The organism is Agromyces sp. Marseille-P2726 (assembly GCF_902809835.1).
Classification (GTDB): domain Bacteria; phylum Actinomycetota; class Actinomycetes; order Actinomycetales; family Microbacteriaceae; genus Agromyces.
Map to the genome: position 1 here is coordinate 177392 of NZ_CADDWM010000010.1, position 18905 is coordinate 196296.

Annotated in this window: 19 protein-coding genes; 15 read left to right on the forward strand and 4 right to left on the reverse strand. The window is 70.5% G+C overall.

Translation table 11 applies throughout. The annotated features are described in order from the left end of the window. The first annotated feature begins 49 nt into the window (after positions 1 to 49). The 4 genes from HUS56_RS03930 (at position 50) to HUS56_RS03945 (ending at position 3648) form a co-directional block, all read left to right on the forward strand. Entirely contained in the window at positions 50 to 1228 is a 1179-nt protein-coding gene (locus HUS56_RS03930; RefSeq protein WP_173922080.1) for an inorganic phosphate transporter, read from the forward strand. Then, entirely contained in the window at positions 1225 to 1575 is a 351-nt protein-coding gene (locus HUS56_RS03935; RefSeq protein ID WP_173922081.1) for a peptidase, read from the forward strand. Before HUS56_RS03930 ends, HUS56_RS03935 begins: the two co-directional genes overlap by 4 nt. 101 nt (positions 1576 to 1676) lie before the next feature. Continuing rightward, positions 1677 to 2003: a hypothetical protein gene (locus HUS56_RS03940; RefSeq protein WP_254431274.1), complete on the forward strand. Its 327-nt coding sequence runs from the start codon at positions 1677 to 1679 to the stop codon at positions 2001 to 2003. Positions 2004 to 2133: 130 nt separating this feature from the next. Then, positions 2134 to 3648 (forward strand): aspartate ammonia-lyase, encoded by a 1515-nt coding sequence (locus HUS56_RS03945; protein WP_173922082.1) that lies wholly within the window; start codon positions 2134 to 2136, stop codon positions 3646 to 3648. A gap of 8 nt (positions 3649 to 3656) precedes the next feature. Here the strand turns inward: HUS56_RS03945 and HUS56_RS03950 are convergent, their stop codons facing one another. Continuing rightward, complete coding sequence (locus HUS56_RS03950; RefSeq protein ID WP_254431275.1) at positions 3657 to 4532, reverse strand: fumarylacetoacetate hydrolase family protein; 876 nt, start codon at positions 4530 to 4532, stop codon at positions 3657 to 3659. A 113-nt stretch (positions 4533 to 4645) separates the two neighbouring features. Next, positions 4646 to 6157 carry an AlkA N-terminal domain-containing protein gene (locus HUS56_RS03955; RefSeq protein WP_173922083.1) on the reverse strand — a complete coding sequence of 504 codons (1512 nt, stop codon included), beginning with the start codon at positions 6155 to 6157 and terminating at the stop codon, positions 4646 to 4648. Between the two features lie 75 nt (positions 6158 to 6232). Between HUS56_RS03955 and HUS56_RS03960 the strand changes: the two genes are divergently transcribed. From HUS56_RS03960 to HUS56_RS04005, 10 genes are all read left to right on the forward strand, one after another. After that, on the forward strand, positions 6233 to 7645 hold the full coding sequence (locus HUS56_RS03960) for an FAD-binding oxidoreductase (RefSeq protein WP_173922084.1): 1413 nt from the start codon (positions 6233 to 6235) through the stop codon (positions 7643 to 7645). Positions 7646 to 7670: 25 nt separating this feature from the next. After that, positions 7671 to 8828 (forward strand): PrsW family intramembrane metalloprotease, encoded by a 1158-nt coding sequence (locus tag HUS56_RS03965; RefSeq protein WP_173922085.1) that lies wholly within the window; start codon positions 7671 to 7673, stop codon positions 8826 to 8828. 155 nt (positions 8829 to 8983) lie between these two features. Next, the gene (locus HUS56_RS03970) at positions 8984 to 9355 is read left to right on the forward strand and encodes an FKBP-type peptidyl-prolyl cis-trans isomerase (protein WP_217423923.1); all 372 of its coding nucleotides are present in this window, start codon (positions 8984 to 8986) and stop codon (positions 9353 to 9355) included. A 179-nt stretch (positions 9356 to 9534) separates the two neighbouring features. Further along, entirely contained in the window at positions 9535 to 10197 is a 663-nt protein-coding gene (locus HUS56_RS03975; RefSeq protein ID WP_173922087.1) for a lysoplasmalogenase, read from the forward strand. Between the two features lie 4 nt (positions 10198 to 10201). Beyond that, positions 10202 to 11059, forward strand: a complete 858-nt coding sequence (fdhD, locus tag HUS56_RS03980; RefSeq protein ID WP_173922088.1) for a formate dehydrogenase accessory sulfurtransferase FdhD — start codon at positions 10202 to 10204, stop codon at positions 11057 to 11059. Next, positions 11056 to 13389, forward strand: a complete 2334-nt coding sequence (locus HUS56_RS03985; RefSeq protein WP_173922089.1) for an FdhF/YdeP family oxidoreductase — start codon at positions 11056 to 11058, stop codon at positions 13387 to 13389. The genes fdhD and HUS56_RS03985 overlap by 4 nt, the downstream gene beginning before the upstream one ends. A 98-nt stretch (positions 13390 to 13487) precedes the next feature. Next, entirely contained in the window at positions 13488 to 14333 is an 846-nt protein-coding gene (locus HUS56_RS03990) for a DUF4397 domain-containing protein (RefSeq protein ID WP_173922090.1), read from the forward strand. Between the two features lie 5 nt (positions 14334 to 14338). Further along, positions 14339 to 14998 carry a class F sortase gene (locus HUS56_RS03995; RefSeq protein WP_173922091.1) on the forward strand — a complete coding sequence of 220 codons (660 nt, stop codon included), beginning with the start codon at positions 14339 to 14341 and terminating at the stop codon, positions 14996 to 14998. Between the two features lie 14 nt (positions 14999 to 15012). Beyond that, complete coding sequence (locus tag HUS56_RS04000; RefSeq protein ID WP_173922092.1) at positions 15013 to 15678, forward strand: sigma-70 family RNA polymerase sigma factor; 666 nt, start codon at positions 15013 to 15015, stop codon at positions 15676 to 15678. After that, positions 15659 to 16453: an anti-sigma factor gene (locus HUS56_RS04005; protein ID WP_173922093.1), complete on the forward strand. Its 795-nt coding sequence runs from the start codon at positions 15659 to 15661 to the stop codon at positions 16451 to 16453. The genes HUS56_RS04000 and HUS56_RS04005 overlap by 20 nt, the downstream gene beginning before the upstream one ends. Before the next feature lie 17 nt (positions 16454 to 16470). Here the strand turns inward: HUS56_RS04005 and HUS56_RS04010 are convergent, their stop codons facing one another. Both HUS56_RS04010 and HUS56_RS04015 read right to left on the reverse strand, forming a co-directional pair. Further along, positions 16471 to 16809 (reverse strand): protealysin inhibitor emfourin, encoded by a 339-nt coding sequence (locus HUS56_RS04010; protein WP_173922094.1) that lies wholly within the window; start codon positions 16807 to 16809, stop codon positions 16471 to 16473. A 46-nt stretch (positions 16810 to 16855) separates the two neighbouring features. Beyond that, on the reverse strand, positions 16856 to 17980 hold the full coding sequence (locus HUS56_RS04015; RefSeq protein ID WP_254431276.1) for a M4 family metallopeptidase: 1125 nt from the start codon (positions 17978 to 17980) through the stop codon (positions 16856 to 16858). 47 nt (positions 17981 to 18027) lie between these two features. Between HUS56_RS04015 and HUS56_RS04020 the strand changes: the two genes are divergently transcribed. Further along, positions 18028 to 18873 carry a type II CAAX prenyl endopeptidase Rce1 family protein gene (locus HUS56_RS04020; protein ID WP_173922095.1) on the forward strand — a complete coding sequence of 282 codons (846 nt, stop codon included), beginning with the start codon at positions 18028 to 18030 and terminating at the stop codon, positions 18871 to 18873. Positions 18874 to 18905: the final 32 nt, after the last annotated feature.

The following is an 18905-nucleotide window of genomic DNA, read 5'->3' on the forward strand; positions in this document are numbered from 1 at the left end:
CCGCTGAACCCCTCGGTAGAACCAACCACCGTTTCAGAGAAAGACGCCGGTGGAACTCACCCTCATCGTCGTGCTGGTCATCGCACTGGCCCTCTTCTTCGACTTCACGAACGGCTTCCACGACACCGCCAACGCCATGGCGACGCCGATCGCGACGGGCGCGCTGCGGCCGAAGGTCGCGGTCGGTCTCGCCGCCATCCTGAACCTCATCGGCGCCTTCCTCTCGACCGAGGTCGCGAAGACCATCTCGGGCGGCATCATCAAGGAGGGCGACGGCGGGGTCCTCATCACGCCCGAGCTGATCTTCGCCGGCCTCATCGGCGCGATCGTGTGGAACATGGTGACCTGGTTGCTCGGCCTGCCATCGTCGTCGAGCCATGCGTTGTTCGGCGGCCTGATCGGCGCTGCGCTCGTCGGGTTCGGCCTGCAGGCCATCGACTTCGGCGTCGTCCTGTCGAAGGTCATCCTGCCCGCGATCCTCGCGCCACTCACCGCCGGGCTGATCGCCTTCGCCGCGACGCGGCTCGCGTACTCGATCACGCGTCGTTCCGACGGCAGGCCCGACGGGCGTGACGGCTTCCGCTACGGCCAGATCTTCTCCAGCTCGCTCGTGGCGCTGGCCCACGGAACGAACGACGCCCAGAAGACGATGGGCGTCATCACCCTCACACTCATCTCCGTCGGCCTGCAGCCGGTCGGCACGGGGCCCGAGTTCTGGGTCATCGTGGTGTGCGCGGTCGCGATCGCCCTCGGCACGTACATGGGCGGATGGCGCATCATCAAGACCCTCGGCACAGGCCTCACCGACGTGAAGCCGGCCCAGGGCTTCGCCGCCGAGACCTCGACCGCCGCCACGATCCTCGCGTCGAGCCACGTCGGCTTCGCGCTCTCGACCACCCAGGTCGCGTCGGGGTCGGTCATCGGGTCGGGCCTCGGGCGCCGCGGCTCCAAGGTGCGGTGGCGCACCGCGGGGCGCATCGGCGTCGGCTGGCTGATGACCCTGCCTGCGGCGGGCACGGTCGGGGCGCTCGCGGCCGTGGTCGCACACCTCGGCGTCATCGGCATCATGATCGACACGATCGTCGGCGTCGTGGTCATCGTCGGGATCTTCCTCTGGTCGCGTCGCAACGAGGTGTCGCACAAGAACGTGGTGAGCGAGGTCGCCGTCGCGGGCCGCGCCGTCAAGATCAAGCCCGGCTCCAAGTCGAGGAAGAAGGCCAAGCTGTGATCGACTGGCTCGCGTTCCTCGTCGTCTTCGTTTCGGCGCTCCTCGCGGCGACGATCGTCGTGAGCGCCTACGCGCTGGGCCTGCGCCTCCTGACGGCGTCGGGCCGAACGCCGATCGTGACGCCGGCCGAGTTCACCGATGCGATCGCCGTGGTGACGCCGGCGCAGATCCGGAAGGCCGAGAAGCGGGCGGCGAAGGCCGCGAAGAAGAACCCGCTCACCGACGGCCAGAAGACCGCAGCGTACGTGAGCGCGTGGGCGTGCTTCGCCATCGCCGGCCTCGCCGTGGTGGTCGGCATCTGGCTCATCGTCGGGGAGCACGTGCTGAGGCTCCTCGGAGGGTCCTGACGGCGGACCTCCTCCCGGCGGATGCGGGGGATAGCCCCATACCTCGGCGCCCCGGGCATCCGTAGCGTGGAATCACACCCCACGAACAGGAGATCACCACCATGACCACCGCAACCCCCACCCAGCCGCAGGCGCCCTTCGCCGAGGCGAATCCGTACGCGGCCGCCTCTGCGCCCGTGACGGAGTCGCGCGGGTTCAGCATCGCGAGCCTCGTGCTCGGCCTCGTCTCCATTGTCGCGAGCTACACCTTCGTGGTGCCGGTCGTCGGTCTCGTGCTCGGCATCATGGCCCTGAGCCGCGAGCCCGCATCGCGGAGCATGGCGATCTGGGGCATCGTCCTCAACGGCGTGATGCTCGCTGGTGCGCTGCTCGTCGGCATCGGCGCGACCCTCTTCGGTCTCGCGATGCTGCCGTTCGCATTCCTCTGACCAGGGCCCGACTCGGGCCGCGCCCCCGGCTTCGGGGCGCGGCCCGTTTCTCGTGTCAGCGGTAGGCTCGAGTGAGAACAGCGCGGCGATCCCGCGGCAACCCGAGGCGATGGAGCCGATACCAGTGTCGATGACCCGACCAGAACACCTGTCCGATCCCACGACCGCAGAGGACACCGTGGCGAAATCCGAATCCACCCGGTCCGCCACTCGCACCGAGACCGATTCCCTGGGCAGCGTCGAGGTGCCGGCCGATGCCTATTGGGGCGTCCACACCATGCGGGCGCTCGAGAACTTCCCCATCTCGAAGCGGCCGATCTCGGTCTACCCCGAGCTCGTGGTGGCGCTCGCCCAGGTCAAGCAGGCCGCGGCTCGGGCCAACAAAGACGTGGGCGCGCTCGACCCGCAGAAGCAGGTCTGGATCGACGAGGCGTGCCAGCGCATCATCGACGGCGAGTTCCATGACCAGTTCCTGGTCGGCGTGATCCAGGGCGGCGCGGGCACTTCGACGAACATGAACGCGAACGAGGTCATCACGAACGTCGCGCTCGAGGTCGCCGGATACGCCAAGGGCCGGTACGACATCCTGCATCCGATCGACGACGTCAACCGCAGCCAGTCGACCAACGACACGTACCCGACCGCCGTGAAGCTGGCGATGACGGCGTCGCTCACGACCATGCTCGAGCAGCTCGACCAGCTGCGCATCTCGTTCGGTCGCAAGGGGCGCGAATTCCGCAGCGTCCTGAAGGTCGGGCGAACGCAGATGCAGGACGCGGTCCCGATGACGCTCGGCCAGGAGTTCCACGGCTACGCCACGACCCTCGGCGAAGACATCGCGCGACTGCGCGAGACCATCAAGCTGCTGTCGGAGGTGAACCTCGGCGGTACGGCGGTCGGCACCGGCATCACGGCCGATCCCGGCTACTCGTCCGCCGTTGTGCGGCACCTCAGCGAGATCGCGGGCCGGCCGCTCGAGATCGCGCCCGACCTCGTCGAGGCGACGAGCGACACCGGCGTGTTCATGACGTTCTCGAGCGCGCTGAAGCGCAGCGCGATCAAGCTGTCGAAGATCTGCAACGACCTGCGCCTGCTGTCGTCGGGCCCGCAGGCCGGCCTCGGCGAGATCCACCTGCCCCCCAAGCAGGCCGGCTCGTCCATCATGCCCGGCAAGGTGAACCCGGTCATCCCCGAGGCCGTCTCGCAGGTCGCCTATTCGGTTGCGGGGGCCGATGTCACCGTCATGATGGCCGCCGAGAACGGGCAGCTGCAGCTCAACGCGTTCGAGCCGGTGATCGCCCACTCCCTGCTCCAGTCCATCACGTGGATGCGCCAGGCCTGCTGGACGCTGCGCGTCAACTGCGTCGACGGCATCACGGCGAACACCGAGCACCTCGAAGCACAGGTCGCCTCGAGCGTGGGCGTGGTGACCGCGCTGATCCCGTTCATCGGCTACACCGAGGCGGCGAAGATCGCGAAGGCCGCGCTCGCGACCGGGCACCCGGTCGCCGACCTCGTGGTCGAGGCGGGCCTCATGACGCGCGAGGAGGTCACCCGCCAGCTGGTGCCCGAGCGCCTGTCGGGCGTGCGCCCGGTCACGGAGGCGATGCCGGTGATCGAGCGCAAGGGCGAGCCGAGCGAGTGAGGCTGCGCCTACACGACGCGGCAGTGCGTCGTCAGTGAGCCGATGCCCTCGATCGTCACGGAGACCGTCGATCCGTCGCGGAGGAAGACCTGGGGGTTGCGGGAGTAGCCCGCGCCGCCAGGGCTTCCCGTCGAGATGAGGGTGCCCGGAGGAATCGTGGCCGATCGCGACAGGTACGAGATGATCTCCGCGACGCTGCGCACCATCTCGTTCGTCGACGCGTCCTGCAGGATCCGACCATCGAGGTTCGTGGTGAGCCAGAGGTCTTGCGGGTCGGGAATCTCGTCAGCCGTCACGACGACCGGCCCCGTCGGCGTGAAGCCGTCGAACGACTTGCATCGCGACCACTGGGCCTCGCTGAACTGGATGTCGCGGGCGGTGATGTCGTTCACCACGGTGTAGCCCCACACGTAGTCGAGGGCGTCGCGTGCGTGCACGTGCCGCGCGGGGCGGCCGATGATGACGCCGAGCTCCGCCTCGTAATCGACCTGGCTCGAGAGGTCCTCGGGCCACGCCGTCGTGGAGCCGTGGCCGGCGAGCGAGTTCGGCCAGAGCGAGAAGATCGTCATCGCGGTCTCGGACCGCAGCTTCAGCTCGGAGGCGTGGGCCGCGTAGTTCGCTCCGATGGCGATGACCTGCGCGGGCCGGAGCACCGCCGACGAGTGCCGCAGATCGGAGACCGGAATGAGCTCGGCGCCGCCGGCGAGGGCGGCATCGACGGCCTCGCGGGCCTCGGTCAGTCCGTGATCGCCGCGTTCGATGAGGTCCTGCAGGTCGCGGGGCGGCGTGGGCATGATGTCGTCGAGGAAGAGCGCGGCCTCCGCCACCACCACCGCGAGTCGAGGGGTTGACTGGCCTTCGACTCTGAGGTGTGCGAATCTCACCGATCTAGGCTATCGGGCGATCTCCACACGAAAGTTGTTCGAAGGGCACAACGAAGGCGCTCGGATCTGCCCGGTGTCGACACGTTCGCCGCGGCGTCGCCGAAGCAGGGAGATCAGGCGGCCGCCCGCCACAGATGCATCGACGCGTAGCTGCGCCAGGGAGCCCATCGGGCGCCGTACGCGCGGAGCGCCTTCGGCTCGCGGGGCAGCCCGAGCGCCGCCGCACCGTTGCGGAGCGCCAGGTCGCTCGCGAGGAGGATGTCGGGCGCACGTGTGACGCGCATGGCGATGTAACCCGCCGTCCACGGACCGATGCCGGGCACCGCGAGGAGCTCGGCCTGGAGGTCGAGGCGCTCACGCTCGGGCGCGACGACGAGTTCGCCGTCGGCGAGCCGCCTTGCGACGTCGAGGATGGTGCGAATGCGCGCGGCTGGCCCGCGCAGCACGCGCTCGCCGCCGGCGGCGATCTCGGCCGCGCTGGGGAACAGCACGTGGGGACCGGGATCGTCGCCTCCGACGCGCTCGCCGAGCGCGTCGGCCAGGCGTGCGAGCGCGGTGCGGGCGGCCCGGACCGAAACCTGCTGGCCGACGAGGGCGCGGATGACGAGCTCGTGCGGATCGAGGCATCCGGGTACGCGAATGCCCGGAACCGCCTCGACCGAGGCCGCGAGCGCCGGATCGGCAGCCAGGGCGGCATCGATCGCGACGGCATCGGCGTCGAGGTCGAAGAGGCGACGCACCCGCGCGACGAGCGGCGGCAGATCGGAGAGGGAGGTGAGTCGTGCCGTCACCTCGACGGTGGGCGCATTCGCGTCGCCGCCCGTCTGGAGCCGAACGGAGGCGGGCCCGGAGGGCAGTCGCAGGGTGCGGGCGTAGTGCGCCGGCCCGGCGTCTTCGACGCCGTCGAGCGCACGCGCCGCGAGCCACGCGAAGACCCCGGCCGCGTCGAACGGCGCTCGTGCAGGCAGCCGCAGGTGCACCGTGCTCGCGTCGGCATCGGCGGGAACCCGATGCCGCAGTCGTGCGGCGGCGCGGAGCTCGAGCGGGCTGCGCTCGTAGACCGCTCGGATCGTGTCGTTGAACTGGCGGATGCTGCCGAAACCCGATGCGAAGGCCACGTCGGACGCCTGCAGCGACGTCGAGGTGAGCAGTTCGCGGGCCGTCTGCGCTCGGTGGGCTCGCGACAGGGCGAGCGGACCCGCGCCGAGCTCGGCCGTGAGCACGCGGGTGAGGTGCCGCGTCGTGTAGCCCAGACGTGCGGCCAGCCCGGGTACGCCCTCGCGCTCGACGACGCCGTCGGCGATGAGGCGCATGGCCCGTGCGGCGAGATCGTCGCGCAAGTCCCACTCGGGCGAACCCGGCACGGCGTCGGGCAGGCATCGCTTGCACGCGCGAAGGCCCGCCTCGTGGGCGGCGGCCGCGGTGAGGTAGAAGCTCACGTTCGAGGGCTTGGGAGCGACTGCCGGGCAGCTGGGCCGGCAGTAGATGCCCGTGGAGTGCACGCCGGTGATGAACTGCCCGTCGAATCGAGCATCGCGAGCCTGCATCGCCCGATATCGTTCGGCGAACACCGGGTCGGCGAGCGGGTCGGCCGCGCTCGGGCCGAGGCGTTGCTGCGTGCTCATGCCACAAGCCTCCCACGCGCCACCGACATCGACTGGCGGGAATCGGACACGGCCCGAGCGGTCTAGGGTTTAGGGATGCCGCACGTCCTCGCCCGACTCCAGGAGGCGCTCGGCGCCGCCGTGACCACGGATGCCCGTGCACTCGACGCGACCCGCGAAGATCGTTCCGGATGGCGAAGCAAGGCCGACCCTCTCGCGGTCGTCCACGCGGCATCCGTCGCCGACGTGCAGGCGACCATGCGCATCGCGCACGCATCGGGCACCCCCGTCGTGCCTCGCGGCGCCGGCACCGGACTTGCGGGCGGTGCCATCGCGAGCCCGGGTGCGATCGTGCTCGACGTCTCGCGCATGAACCGCATCGTCGAGATCTCCGAGGCCGACGAGCTCGCCGTCGTCGAAGCCGGCGTGTTGAACGGCGACCTCAACGCTCGGATCGCGCCAATGGGCCTATGGTTCGCACCAGACCCGGCGAGCCGGGCCATCTCGACCATCGGCGGCAACATCGCGACGAACGCCGGGGGGCTGCTCTGCGCCAAGTACGGGGTCACGCGCGAGGCCGTGCTCGGGCTCGCCGTCGTGCTGGCCGACGGCCGGCTCCTGCGCACCGGGCGTCGCACGGTGAAGGGCGTCACCGGGTACGACCTCACGGCGCTCATGACCGGATCCGAGGGAACGCTCGGGGTCATCGTCGAGGCGACGGTGCGGCTCCGTCCCATCCCGGCGGGCGAGGTCGTCACCGTCGCCGCGGCGTTCCCCGACGTCGAGGCGGCGGCCGCGGCATCAGCCGCCGTCACCGCGGCCCGCATCCGCCCGGCCGTGCTCGAGCTCATCGACGCCGCGGGGCTCGCCAGGGTCGCCGCGTACCTCGGTGCAGCGGGCATCGCGGGCACCCCGATCGAGGGGATCACCGCGGGCGAGACGTTCCTGCTCGCGCAGAGCGACACGATGGGCGCGCAGGCCGAGGCGGCCGAGATCGCGCGGATCTTCACGGCGGCGGGTGGCCGAGTGAGCGTGTCGGCGGATGCCGCGGCCGGTGAGCGCCTGCTCGAGATCCGGCGGGCGATGCACCCGGCGCTCGCGGCATCCGGGCAGGTGCTCATCGAGGATGTCGCCGTACCGCGTTCGCGGCTGCCCGAGATGTTCCGCGCGATCGAGCGCATCGGTCGGCGCTACGGGATCGAGATCCCGACGATCGCGCACGCGGGCGACGGCAACCTGCACCCGAATTTCGTGTTCACGGGCGACGAGGTGCCCGCCGACGTGTGGGCGGCGGCCGATGACCTGTTCCGCGCGGCGGTCGAGCTGGGGGGCACGCTGACCGGCGAGCACGGGGTCGGCATCCTCAAGCGCCGTTGGCTCGCCGACGAGCTCGGCGACGACTCCTTCGACCTGCAGCGGGGCATCAAGGCGTTGTTCGATCCCACGGGGATCCTCAATCCCGGCGTGATGTTCGAGGCGCCGGTCTCGGCCGTGCACGCCGGGGCGTGAGGCATCCGGTCGGTATGCTGCGCGAGTGACCAGCCCGTACCCATCGCCCGCACGCAACCCCGAGCCCGCGCCGTCGTTGTGGAGTGCGCCGCCGCCCCGAGCGCGGAGCGGCGGCCTCGCTTTCGCCGTGACGGGCATCGCGGTCGCGGGCCTCGCCGGCCTGCTCGTCCTGGCCTACCTCGTGACGGGTCTCGGCGTGTCGACGCTCGTCATCGGCACACTGCTCGCCCTCGTTCCGCTGGCCGTGGTGCTGCTCGCGGTGGGCTGGGTCGATCGCTGGGAACCCGAGCCGCGCTGGGCGCTCTGGTTCGCCTTCCTGTGGGGCGCGGGTGCCTCGGTCGCGATCGCCCTCATCATCGACCTCGGCGTGCAGCTCGCGGTCGCCTTCGCGGTGCCCGGGTCAGGACCCGATGAGGCGTTCCAGGCCGTCGTGCAGGCGCCCATCGTCGAGGAGGTCGCCAAGGGCGTCGGCGTGCTGCTCATCTACGCCTTCTCGCGGTCCCACTTCGACGGACCGGTCGACGGGCTGGTCTACGCGGCGACCGTCGCGGCCGGCTTCGCGTTCACCGAGAACATCCTCTACTTCGGTGCCGCGCTCGCGGAGGGCGGCGCAGGCGAGCTGGGCTCGACGTTCGTGGTGCGCGGCCTCTTCTCGCCGTTCGCGCACGTGCTCTTCACGGCATGCACCGGGCTGCTCATCGGCGTCGGTGCGCGTCGGGGCGGGGGAGCGGGGGTGATCGGGTGGTTCCTGCTCGGGCTCGGCGGCGCGGTCGCGCTGCACGCGCTGTGGAACGGATCGCTCGCCTTCGCCGATGCGATCGGCCTGTACTTCACGGTGCAGGTGCCGATCTTCGTCGGTGCGATCCTGCTCACGGTCTTCCTGCGGCGACAGGAGGTGCGCACCACCCGCGCCCGCCTCGCCGAGTACGGGGCGGCCGGGTGGTTCAGTCCCGCCGAGGTCGAGATGCTCGCCACGCCTGCGGGGCGTCGGCAGGCGAAGCAGTGGGCGGCCGCGCAGGTGCCGCCGCGCACGGCGTTGATGCGCAAGTTCATCAGGGATGCCACGCACCTGGCGTTCACCCGTCAACGCCTGCTGCACGAGGTCGATGTGCGACGTGCGGCCGCCGACGAGCGGGCGCTGCTCACCGCTGTCGCGGCCGACCGCGCTGCACTCATGCGCTGACTCCACAGAAAAACTCGCCGCCCTGTGGTGTGGCACTGCCGACATCTCTACCAGGCGACGAGTTCTCTGGATTCCAGAGTGCAGAGTGTTCGCAGTCAGCGCAAGAGGGTGGTGGACGCTTGTCCGCCGGCACGGCTGCGTATTGGATGGAACGCATGACTGACACCAACAGCAAGCCCGAGGTCGACGCTCCCGAGGGGCCGGCGCCCGCAGATCTCGTCATCGAGGATCTGGTCGTGGGCGACGGCGCCGAGGCGACTCCCGGGTCGACGGTCGACGTGCACTACCTCGGCGTCGAGTACGACTCGGGCGAGGAGTTCGACTCGTCATGGGGTCGCGGCCAGTCCATCAACTTCCCGCTGCAGGCACTCATCGCCGGGTGGCAGGAGGGGATCCCCGGCATGAAGGTCGGCGGGCGCCGGAAGCTCACCGTGCCGCCCGCGAAGGCCTACGGGCCGGCGGGTGGTGGCCACCAGCTGTCGGGCAAGACGCTGATCTTCGTGATCGACTTGCTCGGCGTGAGCTGAGCGGCGCACCGCCGTTCCAGGAGGTCGCCGGGTCCACCCGGCGGCCTCCTTCGCTTCCATACAAGACAGCCTGCCCTTCCGTACAATGGATGGGTCGGGGCCGAAGCGGTCACCGGTGGGGTTAGCATCGAAATACCTATCGCGAGAGGTACGACGACGTGGCCCAGATGATTGCGCCGATGCGCAGCAGCCGCGAGCGCACGATGGTTCGGGCGTTCGCGCCGTACGTCGTCCTCTCCGTGGCGCACCTCGTCCTCCAGCAGACCGGACCCGTGTGGGCGGTCACGGCCACGAAGGCGCTGCTGATGCCGCTGCTCGCGCTCGCCGTCGTCATCGTGGCCCGCCCGCTCACCGCGACCGTCCGGGTCCTCCTTCTCGCCATCGCATTCTCCTGGGCGGGCGACGTCGCCCTGTCGCTGCCCGGCTCCGCGGCCTTCGTGGTGGGTCTCGGCTGCTTCCTGCTGGCGCATGTCGGCTACATCGCCGCGTTCCTCAGGATGTCGCGGACCCGGCGGCTCCCGCCGGCATGGACCCTCGTCTACGTCGCGTGGTACGCGGTGTTCCTCGCGCTGCTGGGCCCCCACACCGGAGTGCTGCTCGCGCCCGTCGCCCTCTACGGACTCGTCCTCGCGGCGATGGCTGCGGCCTCGGCATGGCACGGGCCGCTCGTGGCGGCCGGCGGTGCGCTGTTCGTCCTGTCCGACTCGGTGCTCGGCTCGGGCCGATTCCTGCCGGGCTACGACTTCCCCCTCCACGACCTCGTCGTCATGGCGAGCTATCTCATGGCGCAGGCGTTCATCGCAGCCGGCGTGCTGCGAACACTTCGTACGGAACGGTGGTGATCCCATGTCACGCATCACGGCACGGCGCCGTGTCGCCCGATACACCCTCGGTGAGCGCACGTCGCGTCGCGAGGATGAGCTCACGGTCGAGGAACCCCTCGAGGTCAGAGTCGCCGGCGATCCGCTCGCCGTCACGATGCGGACGCCCGGCCATGACGTCGAGCTCGCGCTGGGCCTCCTCGTCTCCGAGGGCGTGCTGCGCCGTCGCGACGACGTGCTCGGTGCCCGCCACTGCGCCGGCGACCCGATCGACGGCTCGGCGGAGTACAACGTCGTCGACGTGACGCTCGCGGCCGGTGTCGCGCCGCCGGCGACCACCGCGCACCACGCCCTCACGATGACCAGCGCGTGCGGCATCTGCGGCAAGGATTCGATCGACGCCGTCCGGTCCAGGTCGGCGTACGACGTCGCCGATGACCCCGTGCGCCTGGATCCGGCGTGGCTCGCGGCCCTGCCCGACCGGATGCGCGAGGCGCAGGCGCTGTTCGCACGCACGGGCGGCCTGCACGCCGCCGCCCTCGTCGACGTCGAACGCGACGAGATCCTCGTGGTCCGTGAGGACATCGGTCGCCACAACGCGGTCGACAAGGTGGTCGGGTGGGCGCTCCGGGAGGACCGACTTCCGCTTCGCGGGACGGTGCTCGTCGTCTCGGGGCGCGCGGGCTTCGAGCTCGCGCAGAAGGCATCCATGGCGGGCATTCCAGCCTTGGCCGCGGTTTCCGCCGCGTCGTCGCTCGCGGTCGACCTGGCGAACGAGGTCGGACTCACGCTCGCGGGCTTCGTCCGCGGGGCGTCTTTCGTCGTCTACGCCGGGGATGAACGCATGAGTCCCGCTGACGCGAAACTGGAGGTAGGGGCATGAGCCAGCAGATCCCACAGCACGCCGAGTACCCCGACCTCGAGGTCGGGACCCCGAAGCGCGAGGCGGTCGGAGCCGAAGCGATCGTCCGCACGCTCGACACCACGGTCCGGGCACTCGGGCCCGCGCGCGCCGCACGCCTCCTGCTCGACATCAACCAGAAGGACGGCTTCGACTGCATGAGTTGCGCGTGGCCCGACCCGGGCGACCGCAACAAGCTGGAGTTCTGCGAGAACGGCGCGAAGGCCGTCACCTGGGAGGCCACCCCCATGAAGGTGGAGCGCTCGTTCTGGGCCGAGCATCCGCTGTCGTCGTTGCAGGATGCCACGGAGTACTGGCTCGGCCAGCAGGGCCGGCTCATCGAGCCCGTGTACAAGTCCGCCGACAGCGACGTGTACGAGCCCATCGGCTGGGATGCCGCGTTCGACCTCATCGGCGAGCGCCTGCGTGCGCTGGAGTCGCCTGATGAGGCCGCGTTCTACACGAGCGGGCGCACGGCGAACGAGACGGCGTTCCTCTATCAGCTGTTCGTGCGTGCGTTCGGTACGAACAACCTGCCCGACTGCTCCAACATGTGCCACGAGTCGACCGGAACCGCCATGGGCGAGGTGCTCGGCGTCGGCAAGTCGACCGTGACCTATGACGACTTCGGCAAGGCCGAGCTCGTGATCGTCATGGGGCAGAACCCGGGCACGAACCATCCGCGCATGCTGACGGCACTCGAGGAGACCAAGCGCAACGGGGGCTCGATCGTCGCGGTGAACCCGCTTCCCGAGGCCGGGCTCATCCGATACCGGAACCCCCAGAAGGTGCGCGGTGTCGTGGGCAAGGGCACGCCCATCGCCGATCGCCACCTCCAGATCCGGTCCGGCGGCGACCTCGCGCTGCTGCAGGCGGTGTCCAAGCGCGTGCTCGACGCCGAGGCGGCCGCGCCCGGCACGGTGCTCGACCATGCGTTCCTCGACGAGCACACCGCCGGGTACGAGGCGTTCGCTGCCGGGCTCGCCGACCTCGACGAGGCGGAGGTGCTCGCGGCGACCGGGCTGACATCCGAGGAGATCGACGACCTGGCGGCTCGCTACATCAAGGCCGACCGGGTGATCATCACGTGGGCCATGGGCCTCACGCAGCAGCGCCGGGCGGTCGACACGATCAAGGAGATCGTGAACCTGCTGTTGCTGCGCGGCAACATCGGCAAGCCGGGCGCCGGTGCATCTCCCATCCGCGGGCACTCCAATGTGCAGGGTGACCGCACGATGGGCATCTGGGAGAAGATGCCCGACGTCTTCATGAACGCCCTCGCGCGGGAGTTCTCGTTCGAACCGCCCCGCAAGCACGGATTCGATTCCGTCCAGACCCTGCAGGCGATGCGCGAAGGGCGGGTGAAGGTGTTCATCGCGCTCGGCGGCAACTTCGTGGGTGCCATCTCCGACACGATGGCCGCCGAGTCCGCCATGCGGGGCGCGGACTTCACGGTGCAGATCTCGACCAAGCTCAACCGGTCGCACGTGGTCACGGGCAAGGAGGCGCTCATCCTGCCGACCCTCGGCCGCACCGAGGTCGACCTGCAGGAGACCGGTCCGCAGTTCGTCTCCGTCGAGGACACGGTGTGCGCGGTGCACGCGTCCCACGGCAGCATCCCGCCGATCTCCGACGAGGTGCGCAGCGAGATCGCGATCGTGGCGGGCATGGCGCGCGCGACGCTCGGCGATTCGACCGCCATCGACTGGACGGGCATGGAGCGCGACTACGACGTCATCCGCGACCACATCAGCCGCGTCATCCCCGGGTTCGAGCGGTACAACGAGGACGTGCGGCGCCGCGACGGCTTCGTGCTGCCGAACGGGCCGCGCGACTCGCGTACCTGGCGGACCGCCACGGGCAAGGCGCAGTTCAGCGTCAACGAGCTCGAGGCGATCGAGTGCCCGCCCGGACGACTCATCCTGCAGACGCTGCGCTCGCACGACCAGTTCAACACGACCGTGTACAGCCTGAACGACCGCTATCGCGGCATCAAGAAGGGCCGAGACGTGGTCTTCGTGAATCCCGATGATCTCTCCGAACTCGGCCTCGCCGACGGCGACCGGGTCGACGTGGTCAGCGAGTGGACGGGTGAGCCCGATCGCGTGCTGCCGAACCAGCGCATCGTCGCGTACCCCACTGCGCGCGGGTGCGCCGCGGCGTACTTCCCCGAGGCGAACGTGCTCGTCTCGCTCTCGAGCACCGCGATCGGCAGCAACACGCCGGTCTCGAAGGCCGTGATCGTGCGGTTGGAGCCGGTGAGCGAGAAGTCGGCGACGGTCGAGACGGTGGGGACGCGCATGACGCGCTGAAAAAAATCCGGATGCGATGCATCCGTTCGCATGGATTCTCCGGAATCAGATGGTGAAAGCAATTCACCGCCCCCTATGGGCCGGATCTGGAGGAAACCATGAAGAAGATCCTCGTCGCCGCGCTCGGAGCCGGCGCACTCGTGGCGTTCGCGGGCGCAGCGCCGGCGACCGCCGCATCCGCGGACACCGCGATGCTGTCGGTGCTGCACGGCGTTCCCGACCTCACGGTCGACGTCTACGTGAACGACGAACTCACACTCGACGACTTCGCCCCCGGCGATCTCGCCGGCCCGCTCGAGCTTCCGGGGGGCACCTACACGGTCGCGATCACGGCTGCCGATGCGGCGGATGCCTCGTCGCCGGCGATCGGTCCGATCGACCTGCCGCTCGAGGCCGGCGTCGACTACACCGCCGTCGCGCACCTGAGCGAGGCGGGTGATCCCACCGCCACACTCTTCACGAACGACACCGCCCAGGTGGCCGCCGGTGAGGGCCGGTTGACGGTGCGCCACGTCGCCGCGGCGCCAGCAGTCGACGTGCTCGCGGGCGGAACCGCCGTGATCACGGCGCTGGCGAACCCCCAGGAGGCGAAGCTCGACCTGGCCGCCGGAACCGTCTCGGCAGCGGTCGCCGCGACCGGCACGACCGACCCCGTGCTCGGTCCGGCGGATGTCGAGGTCGCCGAGGGCGCGAACACCATCGTGTACGCGTGGGGCAGCCTCGAGGGAGACAACCTCGACCTGGCCGTGCAGTCCGTCGCCGTGGCCGGTATGCACTCCGCGCCCGACAGCATCCCGGCGGGTTCGGCCGGGCTCGTCGCAACGAACGGCCCTGACTCCTCGGCCCCCGTGTGGGGTGCCGTGATCGGGGCCTCGCTCCTCGCGGCGGCGGCGCTCATCGTGGGTGCGGCTCGTCGACGGGCGGCGGCTCGGGCGGGGCGCTGATCGCAATGCTGAGCGCCAGGGTCGCGAGCACGGCGAAGGACGCCCTGCTCGCGGCCCTCGCCGTGCTCCTGGTCTCGCTCACCGTCGGCTGCACCCCGTCGGCCTCGCCGGCCAGCAGCACGCCGACGCCCTCGGTGCCTCCGCCCGCCCCCGCGGCAGCCGTGCCCGACATCCCGCGCTTCTCGGCGTCCCTCTCGGAGCGGCCGGCGCTGTCGGCGCCTGCTCCGGTGCGGCTCCTGATCCCCGAGCTCGGTATCGATGTCCCGGTCGAGGCGGTGGGACTCGACGGGCAGGGTCGCATGGCCCTCCCGGCGGATCCTGCGATCGCCGCCTGGTACCGGTTCGGTTCTGCACCGGCCAGCGTCGCCGGATCGACCGTGATCGCCGCGCACGTCGACTCGCTCGTCTACGACATCGGTCCGTTCGCGAAGCTGGCCGGCGCCGCGGCCGGCACGCGGATCGAGGTCACCACCGCCGACGGCGCAGTGTACGCGTTCGCGCTCGCGTCCACCGAGGTCGTTCCGAAGGAGTCGGTGGACTGGTCGGCCGTCTTCGCTCGTGACGGGAGCCCCAGGCTCACGCTCGTCACGTGCGGAGGCGAGTTCGACTACGACGCCCGGCGCTATCTCAGCAACGTGGTCGTGACCGCGTCACCGATCACCTGACCGGGTGGATGGCTATGCTGATCGAAGCGGTGGAGCCGACCTGGCGGGAGCTCGCCGAGTCGGTTCCCCGAGCAAGGATCGACGGGCGACGAGGGGGTGGCTGGCGCGACGTGACTGCTGCAGACCCCGAACAGGTCGACGACGATGCCCTCGTCGCCGGCTTCCGGGCGGGCGACGACCAGGCGCTGCGTGAGGCGTACGCCCGGTGGGGCGCGCTGGTCTTCCGGCTGGCGCTGCGGTCGCTCGGCGACCGTTCCGACGCCGAAGATGTCACCCAACAGGTCTTCATCTCGGCGTGGCGCGGACGAGCGGGGTTCGACCCGGCGAGGTCGGCGCTCGGCGCGTGGCTCGTGGGCATCACCCGTCACCGCATCGCGGACGCGCACGCGGCCCGCGCCCGACGGCACCGGCTCGGTGACACGTTGGCCGCTGAGGCCGTCGCGTCCCCGCCGGTGCATGACGACGACCTGGCGGAGCGGGCTATGGTCGCCGAGGAGCTCGGACGACTCGATCCCGTTCCGAGGCGGGTCATGCGACTGGCGTTCTTCGATCAGCTGACTCACGCCGAGATCGCCGAGACGCTCGACCTGCCCGTCGGCACCGTGAAGAGCCATATCCGACGTAGCCTGATGCGCATGCGCACTCGATGGGAGGTGGACGATGAGGCACATCGAGCCTGAAGATCTCGCCGTCCTCGCCCTCGACGGCAACGAGCCCGACGCCGCGGCGAGGGGTCACCTCGACGAGTGCGCCGAGTGCCTCGCCGAGTACGAGGCGTTCGCCCGCACGGCCGCGCTGGGCCGTGGCGGCGTGGCCCGAGAGCACGATGCGTACCCTTCACCTTCGGTCTGGGCGGGCATCCATTCCGAGCTCGGGCTCGACCCCGCACTCGCGCCCGATCCGCTGGCAGCACGCGACGACGCGCCCGCGATGCCCGTGCCCCCGCCTGCGCCGGCGCTCCTCTCCACCGCCGACGAGCCCGCGTCCGCCCCCTCCCGCGGGGGTGGCACGAGGTGGTGGGTCTTCGCGCTCGCGGCAGCGGGTGCCGGCATCCTCGCCGGAGTCGGCCTCGGCCTGGGCATCGCACAGACCCTCGCGCCGCCCGCCGAGACGGTCCTCGCGCGGGCCGCCCTCGAGCCGTTCCCCGGATGGGAGGCCAGTGGCGAGGCGCTGGTCGAGGAGGATGACGACGGCGTCCGATCGATCGTGGTCGACCTGGACTCCACCGTTCCCTCGGGTTCCGTGCGGGAGGTGTGGCTGATCCGGTCGGATGCCTCGGGGCTCGTGAGCCTGGGACTGCTGGACGGCGCATCCGGTCGCTTCACACTGCCGAGCGGAATCGATCTCGGCGAGTACCCCATCGTCGACGTGTCGGCCGAGCCGCTCGACGGCGAGCCGGCGCACTCGGGCGACTCGATCGTGCGGGGCGAGCTGCAGGAGGAGCGCTCGAGCTAGCGTGGCGGACTCGCCCGTCAGGCGTCCCGATCGCGCCGCGTGGTGCCGCGTGAAGACCCGCGATCGTGCTCGCGCTCAGGACGCACTCGCTCGGGTTCGGTCGTCTCCTGCACCCGTTCGACGAGTTCGCGCCACGGGCCGACGAGCTGACGCTCGGCGAGCGTCGCTTCGCGCGGAGGACAGCGGATGCGGTAGACGAAGCGATCGGGTTCGGGCGGCGCGGGCGGCGGCTGATTCCATGGGATCTCGTCGATCAGCAGGTACCAGTCGTCGGGGTCAGGCTGTTCCTCGATGTGCACGTGCCACATCAGCCGGATTCCCGCCAGGCCGCCGCTCCGCGACACGATGACGTCCATGCCGCGATGGTACTCCGGTGCATGGGACGCGCCGGAGGTCGCGCCGTCAGGCGGGCGGCGAGACCTCGATGCCGACGGCGGCCCACCCGGCCATGATGGCCCTCGTCTCGGCCGAGGTGCGGCCGAACCGCTCGACGGCTGCGCGCGCCGTCTCGGCCGCGAACTGCCGGAAACTCGCGGTCGGACGCAGCCGGCCCGACGTGAGAACGTCGTACCACACACGCCCGGTGTGCTCCCACGCGAAACCGCCGATCTCGACCGCGGCGAGCGCGAATGCCCGATTCGGTATTCCCGAGTTCAGGTGCACGCCACCGTTGTCGTCGTCGGTCTCGATGTAGCGGTCGAAGTGGTCGGGCTGCGGGTCGCGGCCGAGGATGTCGTCGTCGTAGGCGGTGCCGGGCTCCTTCATGGAACGGATGGCTCGACCCTCGACCGCGTCGGTGAACACGCCCTCGCCGATCAGCCAGGTCGCCGACTCGGCGTCTTGGCTCATCGAGTACGGCTCGACGAGCGCGCCGAACACGTCGGCGACGGGCTCGTTGAGCGCCCCCGACTGCCGCTGGTAACGGAGTCGTGCGGTGCGCTCGATGACCCCGTGGGTGAGCTCGTGCCCGATGACGCTGATCGAGTCGGTGAACCCGCGGAAGATCTCGCCGTCACCGTCGCCGAACACCATGCGCTCGCCGTCCCAGAAGGCGTTGTCGTACCGGTCGCCGAAGTGCACGGTCGCCTCGAGCGGCATGCCCGCGTCATCGATCGAGTCGCGGGCGTAGACCCGGGCGAACAGCTCGACCGTCTCGCCCAGCCCGTCGTAGGCGTCGTCGACCGCGGCATCGCCGGTCGGCGGCTGGCCCTCCCGCCGCACGAGCCGCCCGGGCAGCGTGTCGGCGCCCTCGGCGCCGGAGATGCGCCGATCGGGTTGCGGCGCGGGGCCGGGCCGCGCGGCGGGTCGTTCGTCGCGGGCGCGCAGCTCTGGCCCGACGAACGGCGGGAGATCGCCGGCGGCGCGCCACTCGAGCAGCGGCGCATCGCGGAGCAGCGACCTGCGTGCGGCTTCCGCAGCCTCATCGAACCGTGGCCCGGCGGTGAGCGCGATGCGTGCGAGCAGGTAGGGCGGCACGATCGCGTGGTGCGGCGTCGGATGGGAGTAGGGCCGTGGCATCCGCGTCATGGAACGATCGTGGCATGTCCCGCCGACAGGCATGGGAAGCTGAGAGGGTGTCCGCCGCACTCGCAACCCAGCCGACGGTGCGAACCCACCCGATCGGGCTCATCCCGGCGGCGCTCGTGTGCGGGGCCGCGGTGCTGCTGTTCGGCTTCCTGCTGCCGATCGCGGGCTACGCCATGCTCGCGGCCGGTCTCGTCGCCGCGTGGCTCACCGACCGGTCGGGTCGCACCAGCCGGCTGCTGGCCGACCTCGCCCTCATCGCCGTGGGGCAGGTGATCATCTCGACGATCTCGCTCGAGGCCGACATCAGCTATCCGGCGATGGCGCGCTTCGCGGTCGTGCTCGGCGCAGCGGTGGTCGTGCCGTACGTGCTCTCGCGGTACTGGTACGGCGACCGCGTCATCCGCTTCCCCTGGCGGACCGGCCGCCGCTGGACCCGCACCCAGTGGATCTACCTCATCGCGGTGACCGTGGCCGGATGGCTCATCCTCCCCTTCTACTTCATCACCTCGGGCGTCTACCAGAACTGGCCGACCGTCACCGCACCCGACGAGATCGCCCGACTCTTCGTCGGCGTCAACGCCGTCGGCACCTGGGACGAGCTGTTCTTCATCTGCACGGTCTTCGCGCTGCTGCGCCGGCACTTCCCGACGTGGCAGGCCAACCTGCTGCAGGCGGTCGTGTTCGTGTCGTTCCTGTGGGAACTCGGCTACCAGTCGTGGGGTCCGCTGCTCACCATCCCGTTCGCGCTCATCCAGGGCTACACGTTCAAGCTCACGAAGTCGCTGACCTACGTGCTCGTGGTGCACCTCATCTTCGACGCGGTCGTCTTCTGCGTCATCGTGTACGCGCACAACGGCTGGCCGGCGATCTTCCCGCTGGTGCCGGGCGGGTAGAGGTCGGGCGAACGGATGTCGCGGGAGGCAGC